Source organism: Streptomyces sp. NPDC002577 (genome assembly GCF_053594815.1).
This window is the reverse complement of record NZ_JBSFWK010000005.1, coordinates 69,143-90,171: the sequence shown is the minus strand read 5'-3', so window position 1 is coordinate 90,171 and position 21,029 is coordinate 69,143. Positions and strand designations below refer to the sequence as shown.

The window sequence follows — 21,029 nt, the reverse complement described above, 5'->3', positions numbered from 1 at the left end:
CCCAGTCTGGGTGGGGTCTCCTGAATTCCCACCCGGAGGTCGACTTGCCGCGTCAGCTCCCCCTCGGGGTGCTCCTGCGCCTCCCCGGGGCTCTGGCATCGGCTGCCGCCGCGGGCCCCCGGGCGCTGCGGCGCGGGGGCGACCGAGGTCGGCTGCGCAGCACCACGGCCGCCTTCACCTCGCTGACCGCCCTTGCCGCGACCTCCCTGGTGGCCGGCCCCGTGTCCGCCCAGCCCCTCGGCGGGCCGTGTGCCCTGGAGCGCACGTCGGCGCACCACTCGGAGGGGCTCGACACCTGGAACTCGTCCTATCCGCGCCCGACCGGCACCCTCGACGCGGTGATGATCTTCCTCTCCTTCCCGGACTCCAGACCCCGCGTCACCCCGGCGGCGCTGGCCGCCGACTACTTCCCCGCCACCAGCCGCTTCTTCACCCATGCCTCGTACGGCAAGTTCACGCTGCGCCCGCACCCGCAGCCCACGTGGATCGAGATGCCGCACACCTCCACCTCGTACGCCATAAAGCGCGACTGGAGCGCGTCACGGCGCAGCGCCTATCTGCGCGACGCGGTGAACGCGGCCAATCCGCATGTCGACTTCAGCAAGTACGACATCGTGTACCTGATCGCGGACCCGGATGCGCCGGGCGTCGACTCGGACGCCACGAAGGTGGTGAACTTCGAGCGCCCGCTGAGGGCCGACGGCGCGGACATCAGACGCGTGGTGACGGTCTTCGAGCACCATCCGCCGGACCGCAACGTGCTCGCCCACGAGACGGGACACGTCTTCGACCTGCCGGATCTCTACCACCGCCCGTCCGACGGCAAGGGCGACTGGGACACGTACGTCGGCGACTGGGACGTCATGGGCAGCCAGTTCGGGCTCGACCCGGACCTCTTCGGCTGGCACAAGTGGAAGCTCGGCTGGCTGGAGCCGCGGCAGGTCGCGTGCGTGCAGGGGCTCGGCATCACGCGGCTGACCCTGGAGCCGCTCGGGGAGGGACCAGAACCCAAAGGCGCGCTGCCCGGCCAGCCGTTCGGCTCCGGAGGCGGCACCAAGCTCGCGGTGGTCCGCACCGGCCGCACCAGCGCGCTCGCCTTCGAGGCCCGCGGACCGGCCGGCAACGACGAGGCGAGCTGCACCGAGGGCATCCTCGTCTACCGCGTCCGCAGCACCACGGCGTCCGGCGGCGGCCCGATCGAGGTCGTGGACGCCCATCCGCACTCGGACTCGTGCTGGGGCGACTCGGTCTATCCGGAACTGGCGGACGCGCCGGTGCGGCTGGGGGAGACGTTCACGGTGCCGGGCGCGAAGGTGCGGCTTGCGGCGGAGGGCCGGACGCCGTCGGGGGCGTGGACGGTGGAGATCGCGACGGGCTGAGGCGAGTGGCTACGGGGGTGGCCCGAGTGACCGAGGGGGCATACGTGAAAGGCCCCTCGCTCTCACGAGGGGCCTTTCACCGTCTGTGCGCCGCCAGGGACTCGAACCCCGGACCCGCTGATTAAGAGTCAGCTGCTCTAACCAACTGAGCTAGCGGCGCCTGCTGACGTCGTAGACCTTAGCACCCTGGTCGGCGGGAGGAAAAATCGATAAGCGCGGGGCCGTCCCGGGCCCCCGCCCGTCCCCCGTCGCAACCCCCGGCCGGGCCTTTTCGGGCCGCGCGGCGGTGTCGCGGGCCGCTCGAACAACGGCCCAGAGGACGACCTCCGGTCCGGGCAGCCACGGGTGCAGGGTGTCGGGCGCCACAAGCCAGCGGGAGTCGGGCCGGCCCGAGGCGGCCGGTCCGGGGACCAGCGGTGGCACGGTCACCGCGTCCCCGCGGCCGTGGCACAGCAGCGGCGGGACGGCGCGGCACCGGCCGGCCCACTCCTCCCAGGCCAGCAGCGAGGGAAGCCGCTGGGCCGTCCCCGGCGCGGCGAACAGCAGCATGCGTCCGCGGTACGCGGCGACCGGCCCCGATCCCGGCCCCTCGTCCCACAGCCGGTCCAGCATGCGGCGCCCGAAGATCGCGGGGACGTTCACGACGTCGAACCGGGTACCGCAGGGCACCACGATCGGGACACCGGCCTGCTCCCGCCACAACGCGAGGGTGCCCCGTGGATCGCTGCCCGCTGAGGCGAGCCAGGACGCTCCTTCGAAGGTGACGTCCGAGACGTCGAACTGCTCGTGGACGGACACGGCCAGAGGAAGCTGGTTGCTGCTCATGGCATATGTGTGTACCCGTAGTGAGCGTGATGTTTCGGTTAGTTGCCGGAAACCGGGCCGGGAGCGGGACGAAAGGAGTACCCTGCCCCGGGGCATATGCCGGTAGATCGTGCTCGGGCCTCTTGCCCAACCGGGCGCCCGGGCGGCGGGCTCAGGCCTCGTCGTCAGTGCCGCGCAGCAGATCGCGCCCGTACTCGACCATCTTCTTCGCGTAGTCCTCCGTCCACTCGGCGCGGGCGGCGATGTCGGCGGGCGTCAGGCGGTCGAAGCGGCGCGGGTCCGCGAGCTGCGCGGCGGCTATCGCCTGGTACTCGACGGCCCGGTCCGTCGCGGCACGGAAGGCGAGCGTCAGCTCGGTGGCTCGGGACAGCAGCTCCCGCGGATCCTCGATCGACTCCAGGTCGAAGAAGTGCTCCGGGTCGGCGGCCGCCTCCGCAGGCTCGAAGAGCAGCGGTGCGGGGCGCAGCCGCGGCTCGGTACGGGGCCGCTCGGGCTCCGCCATGGTTCTCCTCCTCGTATCCGTGGCCCATGGGGGCCACGTTCCATTGTCCCGTGCCGCGCAAGTAGGCCTGCGGCCTAGGGCGCGGGGGTCCCTCTCCTGGTGCCCCCCTAGTACGCGACGCCCCGTACGTCGCGGGCTGTGCTTACCCTCCCGAGCTACCGCTGGAAGGTGCCCCAGCCCTGCGGAACGATTGCCCACAACGGTGCGGCCGAGGCGCGCACCCCCTACGGCCGCCACGCCACCCGATGTTCGGCCAGGTGGCCCAGCACCGCATGGTTCGCCTCCCACCCGTCCGGAAACTTCACCGTCACGCCCAGCTGCACCGGCTCCGTGGACGGATGGTCGTCGAGCAGCTCGGCAACCCCCGCCCGGCACACCACGATGCACGCGTGCCGATGCCGGGAGGCCAGCACGCACAACCGGCCCGTCTCCAGATGGAACGCCGTCGCGTCCGGCCGCCCCGACAGCGGATGCAGCACGACGGTCACGTCGAACTCCCGCCCCTGCAGCCGGTTCGCGGTGTCCACGGTGACGTCCGCGACCCCCAGCTCCACGAGCGCGGAGCGCACGGCCGCCGCCTGGTCGCGGTGCGCCGTCCCGACCGCGATGCGGTCGGCCGTCAGCGGCACCGGATCGGGCGACCGCTCGGACACGGCCGCACCCCCGCGGTCCAGCAGCCGCCGCACCACCCGAGCCACGGCCCGCACCGCCTCGGGATCCGTCCGCGGCGTATGCCGGGCCGGCAGCTCCAGCAGCCCCCACCCCGCCTCGGCGGCCTCGTCGATGACCCGGTCAGGACCCGAACCGTCCGACGCCACGGCGAAGCTCAGCCGCCGGTCGCCGTGCCCGGTGCCGCTGCGGAACGACGTGTACGGATAGAAGGCGTCCGACACCAGCGGCGCCGCCGACGCGGGCAGCCGCCACGACACGGGCAGCCGGTGCTGCGGCAGCTCCGGGTTGTGCGCGAGCAACGTCGTCACGGCGGACGCCGAGGGGTCGTACGACAGACCCGCCCACTGCTCCGACCCGACGATCGCGAACGGATCCAACTGCCCCGGATCACCCACGAACAGGGCCCGCTCGAAGAGCCCGGCCACGGCGAGCAGCGCGTCGGACCGCATCTGGTACGCCTCGTCGACGATGGCGTACCGCCAGGGTTCGACGGCTTTGACGTGCGCCCACTTGGCGGCGGTCGAGATGACGACGTCGAGCCCGGCGAGGTCGGCGGCCTTGGCGGACTTGCGGACGTTCGCCAGACCGTCGAGGGCCTTGTCGTACGGATCGGCATCGCTGCTGTGCAGCCGCCCCACGGGGAGGTCGGGGTCCTTCTCGGCGAGTCGCAGCACCAGGTCGTCGACCTGGGCGTTGGTCTGGGCGACCACCATCAACGGGCGTCCTGCGGCGGCCAGTTCCAGCGCGGCCCGCACCACGAGGGTGGATTTCCCGGCACCAGGCGGAGAGTCCACGACGACACCGCGGTACGCGCCGTGCATCGTGTCCCGCAGGATCGCGTCGGTGGCCCGGGCAGCCGCGGCGGCGGGATCGGCGTGGGAGCCGGCCGGGGCCCCCACGGAGAGGCGGGCGTCGGCGGTCACAGGACATCCTCCTCGGTCACCGGATCCGGAGATTCCGCGACGGCGGCGGCGTCACCCGGCGGCCCGCCGTGCGTCCACGGCGTCTCCTCCGGCTCCGGCAGAGACGGGCCGCCCCGCTGGTCGTGCTCGAACAGCGTGAAGCACAGCCGGTCGCCCTTCTCCGGCACCGAACCGGGCTCGGGCTCCCTGCCCCGCCCCATCTTGTCGAGTATGCGGAGCACGATCGCCACTCCGCCGCCGCTGCCCACCTCGCCCTCGACCCCCTCGTCGTATCCGGCGAACTCCGCGGTCTGCGGCTTGCCGTCCAGCGAGCGGTACACCTTGGTGCGCTCGCCGAGGTGGGGGCGGTCGTCGGTCCGGACGGTGACCAGGGGCCGCGGACCGGGCCGCTTGCTCTCGCTGTACGCCATGACGACGTCCGTCACCTCGCCCGCGAAGGCCTCTCCGGCGAGCCGCCGCCCGGCCATCACGAGCGCGTCGTCGAGCGCCTCCTGCGCCTCCAGCCGGGCCTGTTCGCGCTCGCGCGCGGCCAGCTTGTTCGCGGCCGTGACCGCGTCGTCGCGCCGCGGCTGGGGCGGCTCACCGGCGGCGACCCGGTCCCGGTGGCCGGTGAAGGACCAGCGGTCGCGGGTCCAGCGGTCGGCGACATGTGCGGCCTCGGGCAGCGCACGCAGGAGGCCGACACCGCGCCACACGGCGTCCCACGTGGGCAGGGTCTGGCTCTCGACCAGGGCACGGATCTGCCGCTCGGCCCCGGTGAGTTCGCCGAGCCGGACGTCCGCCTCGATGCCGTCCTCAGCGGCGGCCAGGGCGGTACGCGCGCGGTCGTAGCGCTCCATCGCGGGGGCCAGCAGCTTGTTGTCGAACGCCGGGTCGGTGGCCGGGCCCGCGGGCGGGCACACCAGCTGCCCCTGGGTGTCCCGCGCCAGCTCGGCCCGCAGCGCGGCCTCCGCGCCGGACTCGCCCCCGGGCGGGTCGATCCAGGCGAGCAGCGCGCCGAGGTGCTGGTCCTCCAGGCTGCTCTGCCCGGTCGCCCAGTGCCGCGACAACAGCTCGGTCATGGCGGGCAGCAGCGAGGAACCCGGTACGCGGGCGCGCTCCGCGAAGTGCGTCAGCCAGCGGCCGAGCAGCGGTACGCGCGCCGGGGCCGGGTAGGGCGCCTCGGGGTCCTGCTCGGCGGTGCGCCGGAAACGCATGGAGCGCCCGAGCAGCCGTACGAAATCGACGCCCGCCCGGCTCGGCACGATCAGCTGCGGTGCGTCCGAGCACAGGTCGACCTCGACCTTGACGCGCTTTCCGGTCTCCGGGTCGGTCTCGGTGCGCTCGGCGGCCTCGACGCCGGCCGCGTACTCGTCGATGTAGGGCAGGACGATGTCGGCGAGCTCCGCGAGGAAGGCGAACCGCAGGTCGCGGTCGCGCGGCTGCGGGACGACGAGCAGGCGGGGCGCGTCGCGGTCCGTACCGACGAGCGCACCGAGCGGCGCGCCCGCCTCACCCGCGGTGGTGAGCGGCACGAGGACGAGCGGACGCTCGGACAGATGCCGGTGCCGGACGGTGGCCGCGGGCTGGGCGCGCCCGGTGCTCATGGCCTCGAGCCGGGCGAGCGTGGCGATCAGCGACACGGGGCCTCCTTGCCGGGCGGCGCCGGCCGGGCGCCTTGGACAGGCTGGGTCGTCGCCTGCCGCGGGGCTCTGTCCTGGGCGGGAGTGAGCGACGTCAGCACGGGGCACCCTCCAAGGCCTCCGCCCGCAGGGCGGCCGCTCTGCGCAGGGCTGCCACCGCCGGGTCCGCAGGGTCGCCGGCCGTGCCGTGGGCGGCTGCGAGTACGGCGTCGGCCGTGGTCAGGGCGCCCAGCTCGCCGCGCACCGACCGGCCGAGGGCCGTCACGGCACCCTCGGCGCGGGCCCGGTCGCGGCAGTGGAAGGCCAGTTCGCAGGCGGACAGGCACTCCGGTGCGTATGCCGCGGGGACGCATTCGACCGAGGAGCGCAGCTCGTCGGCGGGCCGCTCCACGTCGAAGCTCGTGCCCTCGGGCAGGGCCTCCGCGATGTCCTCGATGCGGGTGAGCCGGGTCAGCTGGCGGCGGGTCACCGACAGCTGCTTGCGGACGTCCACGGCGGACGCGGTCGGCAGGTTCGAGAAGTCCTTGGGGCAGACCAGCAGGACGCGGTGGCGCACGGGCGGCACCGGGTCCATGCGGGCGGCCACCTGCTCCAGCGCCAGCACGTACACGGCGGACTGGCGGGCGGCCGCCCCGACCTTCGCCGCGTCCGCCGAGCCGTCGACCACGGGGAACGACTTGATCTCGACGACCGTCCAGCTGCCGTCGGGGTGCACCACCACCGCGTCCGGCTCGAGGAAGGCGGGGGAGCCCGCGACGTCCAGCGCGAGCATGGGGTGGTCGAGCAGGGTCCACGCACCGGCGCCGGTCGCCTCGCGCAGCGCCAGCGACGTACGCGCCGCGCGTCCTTCCGGGCCCGCCGCCGACAGATCCGGGGTGCGCGTGCCACCCGGCTCGGGTGGCTCGGCGGAGGCGTCCAGCCGCTCGTGCACCAGGCGCAGCAGCACGGCGCCGCCGTCGGCCTTGACGCGCGCCTCGAAGGCGTTGCCCCGGACGAACGCGAATTGCGACTGCCCGAAGGAGGAGGGGGAGCCCAGGGCACTCGCCAGCGCCGCCTTGTCCACCCCCGCGCCGTCCAGCAGCGCGCGCCGCTTGCAGCCGGGGTTGGCCGCGAGCGCGGCCAGGGCGCGCGCGTCGAGCGGCTGCGGCGGCCGGGCGGGGCCGCGCAGCTCAGCGAGCCGGTGCCGGAGCGCCGTCCTCCGTGTCGGCGGGGCTGGCACTCGGCTCTCTGCTCGGCTTGCGCTGTCCGGGAATTCGCTCACCCGCCGAAGTCTGGCATCCGGCACTGACAATCGGGGAACCTGCGCCCTGGGAGGCGCCCGGGACAGCGGCCCCGACGGGCTCGCGGTACGCCCCCAGCCGGGTCCGCACGAGGCCCGCGAGCCGCATCACGGGCTGGGCGAGGAGCAGCCCGACGCCCATCACAGCCGCTCCCGCGACCGCGTCGAGCAAGTAGTGGTTCGCGGTGCCCATCACCACGAGGGTGGTGATCAGCGGATACGCCACCCCGGCCACCTTGGTGAGCCGGTTGCCGCCGTACCGCCACAGCATCACGCCGCACCACAGCGCCCATCCGACGTGCAGGCTCGGCATCGCCGCGTACTGGTTGGTCATGCCGCCCAGGCCGCGCGGCGCGCTCGCCTCGCCGCCCCACCAGCCGTACGAGCTGTAGCGGGCCATCGTGTCGACGAAGCCGTGGCCCGCCGCCAGCAGCCTTGGCGGGCAGGTCGGCAGCAGCGTGAAGCCGACGAGCCCTATGAGTGTGGAGGTCATCAGCCAGGTGCGCGCGGCGCGGTAGTGGACCGCACGGGCACGGAAGATCCACACCAGGATCGCGGGCGTGACCAGATAGTGCAGCGACGCGTACCAGAAGTCCGCGGGCACACCGAGCCAAGGCTCCGCCGTGAAGAGACGGTTGAGCGGGTGTTCGGCGTTGAGGTGCAGGGCCTTTTCGATGCGGAGTATCGCGAGGCCGTGGTCGACGGCGGTCGACACGTCACCGCGGGCGAGCAGCCGGCCCGCCGAGTACGCGCCGTACACCAGCATGATCAGGGGAAGTTCGGTCCACCAGCGTGGCCGGCTCGCGCCAGGCGTCCTCGCGCCCGGTGCGTCGGTCTGCCCCATCCGATGGTCTCCCTCCCCGCCCACAGCGGCCCACTGCAACCCGCCCACTTTACGGTGTATGTGAACCGTGTACGCGAAGGGTTGCCGACCGGGACGCTTCCTGATCTTCAAGACGCAGAGATCGCTGCGAGGGTTGCTCGCACGAGGTCCGGCCCGCTGATCCGTACCCGTGCGCGGCCGTTCGTACCTGTGCGCGATGATTGAGGGGCGGGTGGACCCTGTCCTTGTCCCGAAAAATCAGCTCAATCCGCCCGCTCTGTCCTGTTCGATCTCGGAAAGGCCCTCCATGGCACCGCGCATCCTGCTGGCCCGGCACGGACAGACCGAATGGTCACTGGCCGGGAAGCACACCGGCAGGACGGACATCCCGCTCCTGGAGGAGGGCCGACGGGGCGCCAAGCTGCTCGGCGAACGTCTGCACCGCGCCCCGCTCGACGGGCTCCCGGACGCCGAGGTGCGCACCAGCCCGCTGGTACGCGCGCGTGAGACGTGCGAACTGGCCGGCTTCGGTGACCGAGCCACCACCTGGGACGCGCTTCTGGAGTGGGACTACGGCGCGTACGAGGGCATGACGCCCGCCGAGATTCAGGCGATCAGGCCCGGCTGGCTGATCTGGCGCGACGCGGTGCCCGAGGGCGAGACCCTCGCGCAGATGACCGCCCGTGCGGACGAGGTCGTCGCGTGGGCCAGGTCGGCCGACCGTGACGTGCTGGTCTTCGCGCACGGCCACATCCTGCGATCCATCGGGGCACGATGGCTCGGCCTCGACCTCGCCTTCGCGGCACGCATCCGCCTCAATCCCACGTCGCTGTCCGTGCTGGGATGGGCGTACGGGGAACCGGCGATCGAGTCGTGGAACGACAGCGGGCACCTGGCTCTCGCGGGGGAGTGAGCCGGGACTCCGCATACTCCCGACGCCCCGACGCCCCGACGCCCCGACGCCCCGACGCCCCCGTCACGCCGAGCGCGACAGCTCGCCGTGGCGCTCCAGGAACGTCGAGACGCCCCGCGCCCTGCGATGCGGGGCGAGCACGCGAGCCGTCGTCGCGAGCATCGACAGGACGCGGGACGACTGGACCTCGTTCAGCAGGTCCAGTACGTGCAGGCCCGCCGCCGACGCCTCGTCCGGGTGGCCCGCCCGGGCCAGATCGTCGGCCAGTTCCGCCGTGTACAGCGCGGTGTTGCGGGCGAAGTGCGGGTCCTGCAGCGCGGTCGCGCGGCGTGCATGGCGGGCCGCGCGGGTCCAGTCGCCCAGCGCCGACCAGCACTGCGCCTCGAGCCCTTCCAGCTCGGCCGCGCCGTAGAAGCTCATCCACTCCGGGTCGGCGTTCGAGGGGCCGCAGTCGAACAGGGCCTGGGCACGGGCGAGCGACCGCTCGCAGCCGCTGCGGTCGCCGAGCCCCGCCCAGCCCCCCGCCTCCCGCAGCGCGAGCAGCGACAGCAGGCGCGGCGACGCCAGATTGCGGGCCACGCGCTGCGCCGCCTGAGCCGCGCGCACCGCCTCGCGGGGACGGCCCGCGTCCCGGGCGAGGAACGCCGTGTTGCAGAAGGCGTGCGCCTCCAGGGCTGCGTCGCCGGACATCCGCGCGGTCGCCAGAGCCTCCGCGTAGTGCGAGCGTGCGTCCTCGAAACGCCCGGAGTCGTGCGCCAACCAGCCGACCGAGATGGCGAGCTCGCCCGCCCCCGCCTGCAGTCGCTGTGCGGTCGCCTGCCGGGCGGTGCCCTCGTCGAGCAGGGCGTAGGCGGCGCGCAGCGGTGCCGCGGCGCGGCGGTAGAGGCCGTCGGCGCCATGCCGGTCGTCGAGCAGCCGGATCTTGCGTACGGCCTCCTCGACCGCGTTCGCCTCGGCGTGCCCGACGCTGCGGACCGGCCGGCCGGCTGCCGTGGCGGCGACGCCGTCCCTGGCGAGCCCTAAGGGTGCGAAGGTGACGGTGGCCACCGTGGCCGTACCGCCCGTCATGAATGCGCGACGCTGCACGTCGCTCTCCTTGTGGTTCTCGTTCTGGTGGTGCGGGATTTCGTCGTATGGGATGCCGCGGTGCCGGAGCTCCTCGTGCCTGCTCTTGCGGTGCTCGGCCGTGGGTGCCGCCGCCGGGGCTTCAGACCGGGCCCGCGCCCGGCCGCGTACCTCGGAGCGAGAGGCGAACCCCAGGTCCGCGAGCGAGCGGCCGGGGAACATGTGCAGGAACACCCGCTCGTAGGCGTAGTTGGGGCAGCGGATCTCGCCCGCCTCGACCCGCCCGATGTACCGCGCGTCACAGCTGACCCGCTCGCCGATCTCGCGAGCGGCTCGCCGTACGGCTGCGGCGAACTCGCCCGGTGAGCGCTGCCCCCGCAACTCGCGGAAGGCGCGATTCGGTTGGAGATCCCGTCGGGGGGACGGTGACGACGAGGTCGCGGGTGACGACTCCATGGCCGGGCCCTCTCATACGCATCGTGCCGGACTCCGGGGGGAGTTGTACTCCGGGGCCGTACGTCTGCCGCCCCTGTTGCCCCGTGTTCCGGCGGGGCAAGAACGTACCCCTTGTGACGGCACCGCCACGCACAGTTTGAGCACAAACCGGATAACTCATACGGGATCTGCCATGAACTGCCATCCTTTGCGGCGGTGTCGTGCCGTAGCCGTTGACGCCGCACGGACGTTGGACGATGCGGAGAGGGAGCTGCCCGGTCCCGGAACCGCGTGGCACCGAACCGAGTGACTCGAGCGTGGAGGGGTTCCGTGGTGGAGGCCGGAATGGAGAACAACGCACACGCACCGTGTCCGTCGCTGTCGACCGCACAGCACAGGCCGACTCCGGAGGGCAGCGCACCGGCGCGCGGGATCGAGCCCGGAGGCCCTTCCCGGGGGCCGAGGGCACGCGAAGAAGACTCCTGCGACCTGGTCACCGTGCCCGCCCGCCAGGGCCTGGAGGCGGTCGACATCCTCCGCCGCGGCGCCTCGGAGGCCGTCGGTCCCGTGCTGCACGACGGGGGCTGCGACGTGCTCGGCTTCCTAGTGCCGCCCGGCACCGCGGACGCCTGGGACGTTCCCGGCAGCGCCTGCACCCAGACCTTCGGCCGCGGCATCGCCACCGCACCCGTACCGCCCATCGAGGGCACCCGCTGGCTGCTGCCGCCCGCCGTGGCGCAGTCGGCCGATTCGGTGCATCCGGCCGACGCGGAGGTCACGGCGCAGGTCACGGACCCGGAGGTGCTCCGTGAGGCGCTGGACGAGGCGGCGCGGATGATCGCCGCGGCGGACAACTGCCGCTGAGCGCTCCGCTGGGCCGGGGCCGCTCAGCGGCACCGGTGCGCCCTCACACCCCAGGCACCCGATAATGAGCAGGTGGCGAGGGTGAAGGACAAGAAGGCGAGGGGCAGGCGGGACGCCGTGGCGGCCGTCGTGGCCGAGGTCGACGGCGGGCTCGCCGAGCTGATACCCGACCGGGAGCGCGTGCGGGCCTGGACGCTGCTCGTCGACGGGGCGCCGCAGTCGCACGTCGATCTCGACGACCCCGGGTACCTCGCCTTCGAGTACCAGCGCAGGCTCGGCCACGTCATCGATCTGGTCACGCCGCCGGGAAAGCCGGTGCAGGCCGTGCATCTCGGCGGGGGCGCCTTCACCCTCGCCCGGTACGTCGCCGCCACCCGCCCCCGCTCCACCCAGCAGATCGCCGAGCGCGACGCGGCCCTCGTGCAACTCGTCCGCCGTGAACTTCCGTTGGACCCCGGCGCCCGTATCCGTGTGCGCTCCGCCGACGCCCGCGCCGTGCTCGCCAAGATCCCCGACGGCTGGGCCGACGTGGTGATCGCAGACGTGTTCAGCGGCGCCCGAACCCCCGCGCACCTCACCAGCACCGAGTTCCTGCACGAGGTGCGCAGGGTCCTCGGACCGGGCGGCTGGTACGCCGCCAATCTCGCCGACGGCCCGCCGCTCGCCCATCTGCGCGGCCAGATCGCGACGGCCGCGGCCGTCTTCCCCGAGCTGGCACTGGTCGCCGACCCGACGGTGCTGCGCGGCAAGCGTTTCGGAAACGCCGTCCTCGTCGCCTCCGGCCTGCCCCTGCCCGTCGCCGAACTGACCCGGCGCGCCGCAGGCGACCCACACCCCGGACGGGTCGAGCACGGGCGGGCCCTGGCCGACTTCACCGGGGGAGCTGCCGCGGTGACGGACGCCAGCGCCGTCGCGTCACCTGCGCCGCCGCCGTCCGTCTTCCGCTGAGCGAAGGACGGCGCAGTCCCGCGGCAGCCCGAGGCGCCCCAGCAGGGTGGCCCCGTGCCTGGCATGAGGTGTGCGGCGCGGCGCCCCCCGACGCCGCGCCGCACTCTCCTCCCATCCCCCGGTCTGTGTACCCCCGCCGTCTCGCGGGGGTCCTGGCCTACGCTCCGGCGCCCGGCTCGGCAGGCGGCAGCGCCCCCGTCTTCGCCACCTCGCCGTACCACCGGGCGCTCGACTTCGGGGTGCGCTCCAGCGTCGTGTAGTCCACGTACACCGTGCCGAACCGCTTCTCGTAGCCGTATGCCCACTCGAAGTTGTCCATCAACGACCAGAGGTAGTAGCCGCGGACGTCGGCGCCGTCGGTGATGGCCTGGCGTACCGCGGAGAGGTGGCCGTGCAGATAGGCGATGCGCTCGGGGTCGTGGACGCGGCCGTCGGGGTCCGGCTTGTCGTCGTAGGCCGCGCCGTTCTCGGTGATGTAGATCGGCAGGCCCGGCGCCTCGCGGGTGTAGCGCATGATCAGGTCGTGCAGACCGGTGGGGTCGATGGTCCAGCCCATCTCCGTGCGGTCGCCGGGGGTCTGGTGGAACGCCACGTCGTCGGCGGCCGGCCAGGGGGAGGCCTCGCTGACGCCGTGGCCGTCCGCGCGCGGCCCGGAGGGGGCGTTCTCGGCGGCCGACACCAGGGTGGGCGTGTAGTAGTTGAGGCCGAGCGCGTCCAGCGGCTGGTGGATCGTCGCGAGGTCGCCCTGCCGGACGTACGACCAGTCCGTGAGCCGGGCCGTGTCGGCGAACAGGGTCTCCGGGTAGGCGCCGTGCAGCATCGGGCCGTGGAAGATCCCGTTGGCGAGGTTGTCGATGCGCCGCTTGGCGTCCAGGTCCTCGGGCGCGTCCGAGAACGCCCTGAGCACCGAGGAGTTGAGGCTCACCGCGACGCTGTTGCGGGCGGGCATCACGCTGCGCAGCGCGGACGTGCCCAGGCCGTGGGCCAGGTTGAGGTGGTGGGCGGCACGCAGGGAGGCAGCCGGGTCCGTGCGCCCGGGGGCGTGCACCCCGGAGCAGTAGCCGAGGAAGGCGCTGCACCACGGCTCGTTGAGCGTGATCCATTGCTCGACCCGGTCGCCGAGGGCTTCGCCCACGATCTCCGCGTACTCGGCGAAACGGTACGCCGTCTCGCGCTCAGGCCAGCCGCCCGCGTCCTCCAGCTCCTGGGGCAGGTCCCAGTGGTAGAGGGTGACGGCCGGCTTGATGCCGTGCGCGAGCAGCTCGTCGACGAGGCGCCGGTAGAAGTCCAGGCCGCGCTGGACGGCGGGACCGCGACCGGTCGGCTGCACACGCGGCCAGGACACCGAGAAGCGGTACGCGGTGAGGCCGAGCTCCGCCATGAGGGCGACGTCGTCGCGGTAGCGGTGGTAGTGGTCGACAGCGTTGTCACCGGTGTCGCCGCCGCTCACCTTGCCCGGGGTGTGGCAGAAGGTGTCCCAGATCGAGGGGGTGCGGCCGTCTTCCCGCACCGCTCCTTCGATCTGGTACGCCGAGGTGGCGGCTCCCCAGAGGAAGGCGGGCGGGAAGGACAGGTGATCAGGCATGGAAGCGCTCCCATGGGAAGGTCGTGTGAGACCGGACGGAAGGGATGGAGGAAGGGAACCGGAAGGAATCCGGGGGAGGGGGGTTCTTGGGGGTGGGGCTTGGCGGAGGAGGGGGAGGCGGAAGACAGGTGAACTGAACAACGTGAACATGGCAGGGGCGAGCGGGCCGGGGCGACGGGTGACCCGACGTCAGTGACACGGGCGCCCGTTTCGTTCGCGAGGCGGTCCGTGACGGAGGCCGGTCGTACGGGGGCCGGTCCGTGACGGAAGCCGGCCGTACGGGGGCCGGTCCGTGACGGAAGCCGGCCCCGTACGGACGTCAGCCCTTGATGGCGCCCTGCATGATGCCGCCGACGATCTGCTTGCCGAACAGGAGGAAGGCGATCAGCAGCGGCAGCGTGCCGAGCAGCGCGCCCGCCATGATCACCGCCTGGTCCGGGACGTAGCCGGTGCCGAGGGAGTTCAGCGCGACCTGCACGGTCGGGTTCTGCTGGGTGAGCGCGATGATCGGCCAGAGGAAGTCGTTCCAGGCCATCACGAAGGTCAGCAGCCCGAGGACCGCCATCGCCGGCCGTGCCGCCGGGAAGACGACGTGCCACACGACGCGCAGGCTGGTCGCGCCGTCGACGCGCGCCGCCTCGATCAGCTCCGTGGGCAGCGCCTGCAGCAGGTACTGCCGCATGAAGAACGTGCCGAAGGCGGTGCACAGCGTCGGCAGGATGACGGTCTGCAGCTGGTTGGACCAGCCGAGGTCACTCATCCACAGGTACAGCGGTACGACGGCCAACTGCGGCGGGATCATCATCGTGCCGATGGTCAGCAGCAGCAGGAGACCGGAGAACCTGAACCGCAGCTTGGCGAAGGCGAACCCGGCGAGCGTGGAGAACAGGACCGTGCCGATCGTGATGGTCCCGGCGACGATCGTGGAGTTGAGCATCGCGGTGCCGAGCGCGGCCTGGTCCCACGCGGCCTCGAGGTTCTTGAACAGGTTCCCGCCGAACCACAGCGGTGGCGGTGTCTGCGCGAGCCGCTCGTTGTTGCGCGAGGCCGCGATGGCCGTCCACACCAGCGGAGCCAGCGAGACCAGCGCGAAGACGATCAGGACGGCATAGGTGACCGGACCTGCGTGCAGCTGCTTGCCCGCGCCGAGCACCCGGCGGCGTCCGGAGCCCCGGCCCCCCTCGCCCTTCACTTTCGTCTGGGGGAGCGTCAGTTCACTTGTGGTCATTGGGACTTCCTCAGCCGTCGGGTGATCAGCAAGTTGATCGCGGCGACGATCAGCAGGATCAGGAACATCGACCAGGCGATCGCGGACGCCTTGCCGAGGTTGCCGATGATCCAGCCCTGGTCGTACATGTACAGGCCGAGCGTCTGGTACTGGTGCTCGGAGCCGCCCTTCGAGCCGCTGAGCCCGCCGAACAGGAGCACCTCACCGAACAGCTGCGTCGCGCCGATCGTGGAGACGACCACCGTGAACAGGATCGTCGGCCGGAGCATCGGGATCGTCACATGGCGGAACTGCTGCCAGCGGCCCGCGCCGTCGAGTGCCGCCGACTCGTAGAGGTCGGCGGGGATCGCCTGCATCGCCGCGAGGTAGATCAGCGCGTTGTAGCCGGTCCACCGCCAGATCACGATCGAGGAGACGGCGAACTGCGAACCCCAGGTGGACTCACGCCAGTTGACCGGGTCGACCCCGACGAAGTGGAGCAGCCAGTTGATCATGCCGCCGTCCCAGGAGTACAGCAGCGTGAAGACGAGGGTCGCCGCCGCCACCGAGGTGGCGTACGGGGTGAGCATCACGACCCGCCAGACGGTCGAGCCGCGCAGGCGGTAGTTGAGCAGGTGGGCGAGCCCGATCGCCATGAGCAGCTGGGGCACCGTCGAGATCAGGCCGATGGTGAAGGTGTTCTTCAGGGCGTTCCAGAAGAAGTCCGAGGACAACAGGTTCGTGTAGTTGTCCAGGCCCGCCCAGGTCTGGTGGTCCAGGGCGGACAGCTGCACGTTGTGCAGCGAGTACCAGGCCGTGTACAGCAGCGGTACGAGCGAGAAGGCCCCGAAGATGATGAAGAAGGGGGCGATGAACGCGTACGGCGACGCCTTCATGTCCCAGCGGTACAGCCGCCTGCGCCAGGAGTTCGGGTCCGGGGGCGGCGTACCGCGACCGTGAGCGCCCCGGGCCGCGCCCGGCTGTGTGCCGGGCGCGGCGTCGGCGCTCGACGCAGAATGCGCGAGAGCCTGATCGGAGCTGGTCACTGGCCGAGCACGTCCTTGATCTCCTTGGTGGCCGCGTCCCAGCCCTGGGCCGGGGTCTTGCCCTTCTGCTCGACCTGCAGGATGCCGACGTCGGTGAGCGCGGTGAGGATCGGCTGGTCCTTGACGCCGAAGATCTGCGTCGGGATGGTCTTCGCCGAGTCGGAGAAGATCTGGGTGAGCGGCGCGCCGGAGAAGTACGCGGTGGTGTCGGCCAGCGGCTTCAGGCTCGCGTACGCCGACGGGGTGGAGGGGAAGCTCGCCTGCTTGGCGAAGACCTTCGCCTGCTGCTCGGGCGCGGTCAGCCACTTCGCGAGCGCGATGGCCTCCTTCTGGTGCTTGCTCGCCGTCGGTACGCCGATGAACGAACCGCCCCAGTTGGACGCGGTCGGCGCCGCCGCCACGTCCCACTTGCCCTTGCCGGAGTCACCGGACTTCTGCTCGATGTTGCCGAGCATCCACGCGGGGCAGGCCAGCGTCGCGAACGTGCCGTTGGCGAGGGCCTGGTCCCACGGCTTGTCGAACTGCTTCAGCTTCGACGACATGTCGCTGGTCGCCACGTCCATGGCGGCGTCCCAGGCCTTCTTCACGCCCTTGGACTTGTCCCAGATGACGTTGCCGTCCTTGTCGTAGTACCGCTCGCTCTGGCCGCCGATCACCGCGTTGTAGATGGAGGAGGCGGAGTCGACGTACTTGGTGCCGCTCGGCGCCTTCTTCATGTACTCCTTGCCGAGGTCGACGTACTTGGACCAGTCGCCCTTCCACTGCTCGGCGAGCTTGGTGCGGTCCGTCTCCAGGCCGGCCTTCTCGAACAGGTCCTTGCGGTAGCAGATGGCCATCGGGCCGACGTCGGTGCCGAGCCCGATCGTCTTGCCGTCCTTGGTGGTGGCCTGCGCCACCTTCCAGTCCAGCCACTGGGACTTGTCGACCTCTTTGCCGAGGTCGACGAACTTGTCGGCCTGCGTCTGCACGGCCTCGGTGATGTTGCCGACCTCGATCGCCTGGACGTCGTCGGTACCCGAACCGGCCTGCAGACGGGTGAGCGTCTTGGGCCAGTACACGTCGGTGCGGGTGGTGACGTTCTCCTTGATGTTGATGTCCGGGTGCAGCTTCATGTACTCGTCGTACAGACCGGCCTGCTTGTAGCCGAAGGTGCCGAAGGTGCCGACCGTGAGCGTGATGTTGCCCTTCGCGTTGCCTCCGCTGCCTCCCGAAGAGTCCGACGAACCGTCGTCCGAGTCCTCGGCGCAGCCGGCCAGCAGCCCCGTAGCGAGTGCGGCCACGGCCGCGAGGGCCACCATTCGGTGGGACCCGCGGGTACTCGTGCGCATGTGCGTCCTCCTGTTGCCCTGACGTGTCGACCCCCCGGCCAACTGCACTGTTGGGCCCGTTAGTTCACGCTGCGGCTCGGGCGGGGAACGTGCGGGATGTGTAGGTGCTCAGTGTTGTGGGAGCGCTCCCACAAGTGATGTGTTGAAGGGTCGTCGCTCGGCGCGGGGGTGTCAAGGGACCGGACGGCGAGATATGTCTTCAGTTATCGGGCTGTTAGGTATCGGACTGCCGGGCGCCTGGGCGCCGTGAGCCGGGCGTCCGAGGCCGGGTCGCGGGCCCCTGGTCGGAGATCGTCTGCCCGGTCGCAGGCCGGGCTGTTAGATTCCTGGCCTGGCACGGTGAACGGGAGGCGGCAATGGCAGCGCACGGAGCGCGGAGCCGGGGTGGCCGGCGTCCGACTCTGGAAGAGGTCGCCGCGCGCGCGGGCGTCGGCCGCGGCACGGTCTCCCGGGTGATCAACGGGTCGCCCCGAGTCAGCGACGCGACCCGCGAGGCGGTCGAGGCCGCCGTCGCGGAGCTCGGTTATGTGCCGAACACGGCGGCACGGGCGCTCGCCGCCAACCGTACCGACGCCATCGCCCTGGTGGTGCCCGAACCCGAGACGCGGTTCTTCGCGGAGCCGTACTTCTCGGAGGTGCTGCGCGGTGTCGGCTCACAGCTCGCCGAGACCGAGATGCAGCTGCTGCTGATCTTCGCGGGCAGCGACCGGGAGCGCCGGAGGCTGGCCCAGTACCTGGCCGCGCATCGGGTGGACGGGGTGCTGCTGGTCTCCGTGCACGCCGACGACCCGCTGCCCGACATGCTGGCGCAGTTGGAGATCCCGGCCGTGATCAGCGGCCCGCGGTCCGTCGATGAGAGCCTGCCGTCGGTCGACTCGGACAACTACGCCGGGGCGCGCTCGGCCGTCGAGCACCTGCTGGCGCGCGGCCGCTCGGTGATAGGAACCATCACCGGGCCTCTCGACGTCTACGGTGCGCGGCGCCGTGTCGACGGCTATCGGGACGGACTGCGGGACGCGGGCCTCGAGGTGGACGAGGACCTGATCGTGGCGGGCGACTTCACCGAGGAGGGCGGCCGCCGCGCGATGGAGGAGCTGCTGCGGCGGCGTCCCGGCCTGGACGCGGTGTTCGCGGGCTCCGACGTGATGGCGGCCGGCGCGCGCCAGGTGCTGCGCGAGGCGGGCCGCCGCATCCCCGACGACGTGGCCCTGGTCGGCTTCGACGACTCGGCGATCGCCCGGCATATGGATCCGCCGCTGACGAGTGTGCGGCAGCCGGTCGAGGAGATGGGCCGGGCGATGATCGATCTCCTGCTCGCCGAGATCGCGGACCCCCGCCCGGCCGCGTCCCGGGGCCTGGACCGCCAGCAGGTCGTCCTGCCGACGAAGCTGGTGGAGCGGGCCTCGTCCTGAGCGGCGCGCCAGGACGGCGTGCAGGGGCGCGTGGAAGAGCAAGGTGCCCGCGCGGGTGTGCTCTTGATCAGGTGTTCGCTTTAGGCGCCGAATGGATCAACCGGAGTCTGATATGTCGGTGATCTACGGTTTTCGCCATGACTGTTCGCATCAGATTCACAAATGGCGAATGTCTTGAATACGCTGATCAGGGCGGCGGAACCTCCGCCTACTGCTACGCGACGGGCGCGAACGGCACCCTGCTGGTGTACGAGCGCAGCGGAACCGGGCGCCCGGCCAGGGAAGGCCAGCCCCTCGCCGTGTACAGCCCGTCGGCGTGGTTCAGCGTGAGCGGTGCGCCCTGGGCCGGTCTCCAGGGGACCGGGTCGCCGGGCTCGTACCTTCTGGCCCGCTGCAATGTGCTCCCGCGCTGACTCGGGCACGGGCCGATTCCGCACCGTCCTTTCCAGGGTGCGGAGCATGGGCCTGGCATGTGCTGTCGTGACGACCGTGGTCCCGGTTCTGGTTGTGGGACCGGCTGCCGTACCGGCCCAGGCGGCGCCGCTGCCCGGCGGTCTGGGCCCGTGCGTCCCGGGTGACTGCCCCGACCCGTTTCCGCCGGTCAACAACGGCCCGTTCGCGGGCCGGGACAACGGCGTCAACGTCCTCGTCGGAGACGACTTCCGGGTGCGCGGCCAGGTGGCCGAGGCGGAGGGGCGGATCGTCGTCCTGGACGACTTCGACATGGCAAAGGGTTCGGGCGGCAGCGCCACCTACAACGTCGGGATCGCGGGTGTGGGGTCCCGCGTGCCGCCCGAGGACGGCGCGGACTTCCTGGCCACCGGCGGCGACATCACCGTCGCCGCCGGACAGACGCTGCTCGCCGACGGCGGAGTCGTCCGGCACGCGGGCACGGTTACCGGTCATGTCACCGGCAGCGTCGTCAGAGACGCGAACGCCGTCACTCCGTACGTGCCGCTGCGCGACGAACTCACGAACGCCAGCCAGTGCTATGCGTGGGTGGACGGTGCACCCCGGCCGGAGACGGGCACGGTCGTCCACACATCGGCGCAGACCACCTTCATCGGGGACGGCGTGTCCTCGCTCCAGGTGTTCGACGTCGACTTCGATCTGACCGGCATCGCAGGCGCCCAGCAGGCCATTGCCTTCACAAACATCCCGGACGACGCGACGATCCTGGTGAACGTCTTCGGAGACGAGCGGACCATCAGTACCTTCAGCGGCGGCCTCGACGACACGGACCCGTGGAACGCCCTGCGCGACCGGCTGCTGTGGAACTTTCCCGACGCCGAGACCGTGAACCTGCAGGGGAACGGGAAGTTCCAGGGCAGCGTGCTGGTGGGCGAGCAGTCCTCGCTGACCACGGTCTCGATGCCCAGCATCAACGGCCGGTTCTTCGCCATGGGCTCCCTGCTCCACACCAGTGCGCCCGGCGGCGGAGGCGAGGAGTTCCACGCCTACCCGTTCAACGGGGACCTGCCGGACTGCTCGGACGTCCTGCTCACCGGAAAGGTGCGGGTACGCAAGACGGATGCCGCGACCGGCGCCCCGCTGCCCGGCGCCAGCTTCGAGCTGTGGCGCGAGACCAACGGCACCGCGGGCCTCCAGACGGGCGGGCCCACGCCGGACGAGCAGGTCGGCGACGTCTGCACCACCGACGCCACGGGCGAGTGCCGCCAGACGGTCGACTTCGGCACCTATTACTGGCGCGAGACGGCCGCGCCGGAGGGCTACACATCTGCCGGCCCCGATGTCCTCGGGCCGCTGGAGCTCACCGCGGACAACGCCGAGGACGGAGTCGAGGTGGTCGCGGAGAACACGCGTGTCCCGCAGCCGCCGCCCGTCACCGGCACGATCCGGGTGCGGAAGACGGACGCCAAGAACGGCCGCCCGCTGGCGGGCGCCGTCTTCGAGCTGTGGCGCGAGACCAACGGTGTGCGCGGGCTGCAGACCTCCGGCCGGCGCCCGGACACCCGGTTCGGGGCGGGGTGCGCCACCGACGGCGCGGGCGGCTGTTCCTTCACCGGTCTGCGGCTCGGCGCGTACTACCTGCGCGAGACCGCCGTCCCCGAGGGCTATGTGCTGCCGCGCACTCCGGTGAGCGGTCCGCACGCCCTCACCCGCCGGAACGCCGCGCAGGGCATCACGGTCCGGCTCGGCAACCGCCGGGGCGAGCCGGGCAAGGGCAAGTAGGCGGGAGG

General features: G+C 72.0%; 18 protein-coding genes and 1 tRNA gene. 7 read left to right on the top strand and 12 right to left on the bottom strand.

Annotation, left to right across the window (positions count from 1 at the left end):
- Window positions 1-92: 92 nt before the first annotated feature.
- On the top strand, window positions 93-1,379 hold the full coding sequence (locus ACWD4J_RS09755) for a M6 family metalloprotease domain-containing protein (RefSeq protein WP_451394975.1): 1,287 nt from the start codon (window positions 93-95) through the stop codon (window positions 1,377-1,379).
- Between the two features lie 86 nt (window positions 1,380-1,465).
- On the opposite strand, the gene ACWD4J_RS09750 is transcribed toward ACWD4J_RS09755, so the two are convergent.
- The 7 genes from ACWD4J_RS09750 to ACWD4J_RS09720 all read right to left on the bottom strand — a co-directional run bounded on the left by ACWD4J_RS09750 (window position 1,466) and on the right by ACWD4J_RS09720 (window position 8,046).
- Window positions 1,466-1,539, bottom strand: a tRNA-Lys gene (locus tag ACWD4J_RS09750).
- Window positions 1,530-2,204, bottom strand: coding sequence for a hypothetical protein (locus tag ACWD4J_RS09745; RefSeq protein ID WP_451394793.1), 675 nt, complete (start codon window positions 2,202-2,204; stop codon window positions 1,530-1,532). Before ACWD4J_RS09745 ends, ACWD4J_RS09750 begins: the two co-directional genes overlap by 10 nt.
- Before the next feature lie 151 nt (window positions 2,205-2,355).
- Window positions 2,356-2,706, bottom strand: a complete 351-nt coding sequence (locus ACWD4J_RS09740) for a hypothetical protein (protein ID WP_451394792.1) — start codon at window positions 2,704-2,706, stop codon at window positions 2,356-2,358.
- A 224-nt stretch (window positions 2,707-2,930) separates the two neighbouring features.
- Window positions 2,931-4,301 (bottom strand): AAA domain-containing protein, encoded by a 1,371-nt coding sequence (locus ACWD4J_RS09735; RefSeq protein WP_451394791.1) that lies wholly within the window; start codon window positions 4,299-4,301, stop codon window positions 2,931-2,933.
- Window positions 4,298-5,923, bottom strand: a complete 1,626-nt coding sequence (locus ACWD4J_RS09730; RefSeq protein WP_451394790.1) for a hypothetical protein — start codon at window positions 5,921-5,923, stop codon at window positions 4,298-4,300. Before ACWD4J_RS09730 ends, ACWD4J_RS09735 begins: the two co-directional genes overlap by 4 nt.
- 94 nt (window positions 5,924-6,017) lie before the next feature.
- The gene (locus ACWD4J_RS09725; RefSeq protein ID WP_451394789.1) at window positions 6,018-7,142 is read right to left on the bottom strand and encodes a hypothetical protein; all 1,125 of its coding nucleotides are present in this window, start codon (window positions 7,140-7,142) and stop codon (window positions 6,018-6,020) included.
- Window positions 7,093-8,046, bottom strand: coding sequence for a phosphatase PAP2 family protein (locus ACWD4J_RS09720; protein ID WP_451394788.1), 954 nt, complete (start codon window positions 8,044-8,046; stop codon window positions 7,093-7,095). The genes ACWD4J_RS09725 and ACWD4J_RS09720 overlap by 50 nt, the downstream gene beginning before the upstream one ends.
- Window positions 8,047-8,332: 286 nt before the next feature.
- Here ACWD4J_RS09720 and ACWD4J_RS09715 point away from each other — a divergent pair, with 286 nt between their 5' ends.
- A complete protein-coding gene (locus tag ACWD4J_RS09715; RefSeq protein WP_451394787.1) occupies window positions 8,333-8,938 on the top strand; it encodes a histidine phosphatase family protein in 606 nt (201 codons plus the stop codon).
- 63 nt (window positions 8,939-9,001) lie between these two features.
- Here ACWD4J_RS09715 and ACWD4J_RS09710 read toward each other — a convergent pair whose 3' ends face one another.
- A complete protein-coding gene (locus ACWD4J_RS09710) occupies window positions 9,002-10,459 on the bottom strand; it encodes a hypothetical protein (RefSeq protein WP_451394786.1) in 1,458 nt (485 codons plus the stop codon).
- A gap of 324 nt (window positions 10,460-10,783) precedes the next feature.
- Here ACWD4J_RS09710 and ACWD4J_RS09705 point away from each other — a divergent pair, with 324 nt between their 5' ends.
- Complete coding sequence (locus ACWD4J_RS09705; protein WP_451394785.1) at window positions 10,784-11,302, top strand: hypothetical protein; 519 nt, start codon at window positions 10,784-10,786, stop codon at window positions 11,300-11,302.
- A gap of 81 nt (window positions 11,303-11,383) precedes the next feature.
- On the top strand, window positions 11,384-12,250 hold the full coding sequence (locus ACWD4J_RS09700; RefSeq protein ID WP_451394974.1) for a spermidine synthase: 867 nt from the start codon (window positions 11,384-11,386) through the stop codon (window positions 12,248-12,250).
- Between the two features lie 157 nt (window positions 12,251-12,407).
- On the opposite strand, the gene ACWD4J_RS09695 is transcribed toward ACWD4J_RS09700, so the two are convergent.
- The 4 genes from ACWD4J_RS09695 to ACWD4J_RS09680 form a co-directional block, all read right to left on the bottom strand.
- Window positions 12,408-13,835, bottom strand: a complete 1,428-nt coding sequence (locus ACWD4J_RS09695; protein ID WP_451394784.1) for a GH1 family beta-glucosidase — start codon at window positions 13,833-13,835, stop codon at window positions 12,408-12,410.
- Window positions 13,836-14,154: 319 nt separating this feature from the next.
- The gene (locus tag ACWD4J_RS09690) at window positions 14,155-15,063 is read right to left on the bottom strand and encodes a carbohydrate ABC transporter permease (RefSeq protein ID WP_451394783.1); all 909 of its coding nucleotides are present in this window, start codon (window positions 15,061-15,063) and stop codon (window positions 14,155-14,157) included.
- The gene (locus tag ACWD4J_RS09685; RefSeq protein ID WP_451394782.1) at window positions 15,060-16,088 is read right to left on the bottom strand and encodes a carbohydrate ABC transporter permease; all 1,029 of its coding nucleotides are present in this window, start codon (window positions 16,086-16,088) and stop codon (window positions 15,060-15,062) included. Before ACWD4J_RS09685 ends, ACWD4J_RS09690 begins: the two co-directional genes overlap by 4 nt.
- A complete protein-coding gene (locus tag ACWD4J_RS09680) occupies window positions 16,085-17,416 on the bottom strand; it encodes an ABC transporter substrate-binding protein (RefSeq protein ID WP_451394781.1) in 1,332 nt (443 codons plus the stop codon). Before ACWD4J_RS09680 ends, ACWD4J_RS09685 begins: the two co-directional genes overlap by 4 nt.
- A 356-nt stretch (window positions 17,417-17,772) precedes the next feature.
- On the opposite strand from ACWD4J_RS09680, the gene ACWD4J_RS09675 reads away from it, so the two are divergent.
- From ACWD4J_RS09675 to ACWD4J_RS09665, 3 genes are all read left to right on the top strand, one after another.
- Window positions 17,773-18,828, top strand: a complete 1,056-nt coding sequence (locus tag ACWD4J_RS09675; RefSeq protein WP_451394780.1) for a LacI family DNA-binding transcriptional regulator — start codon at window positions 17,773-17,775, stop codon at window positions 18,826-18,828.
- A gap of 137 nt (window positions 18,829-18,965) precedes the next feature.
- Window positions 18,966-19,241: a hypothetical protein gene (locus ACWD4J_RS09670; RefSeq protein WP_451394779.1), complete on the top strand. Its 276-nt coding sequence runs from the start codon at window positions 18,966-18,968 to the stop codon at window positions 19,239-19,241.
- A 67-nt stretch (window positions 19,242-19,308) separates the two neighbouring features.
- Complete coding sequence (locus tag ACWD4J_RS09665; RefSeq protein WP_451394778.1) at window positions 19,309-21,021, top strand: choice-of-anchor A family protein; 1,713 nt, start codon at window positions 19,309-19,311, stop codon at window positions 21,019-21,021.
- The last annotated feature ends 8 nt before the right edge of the window (window positions 21,022-21,029 follow it).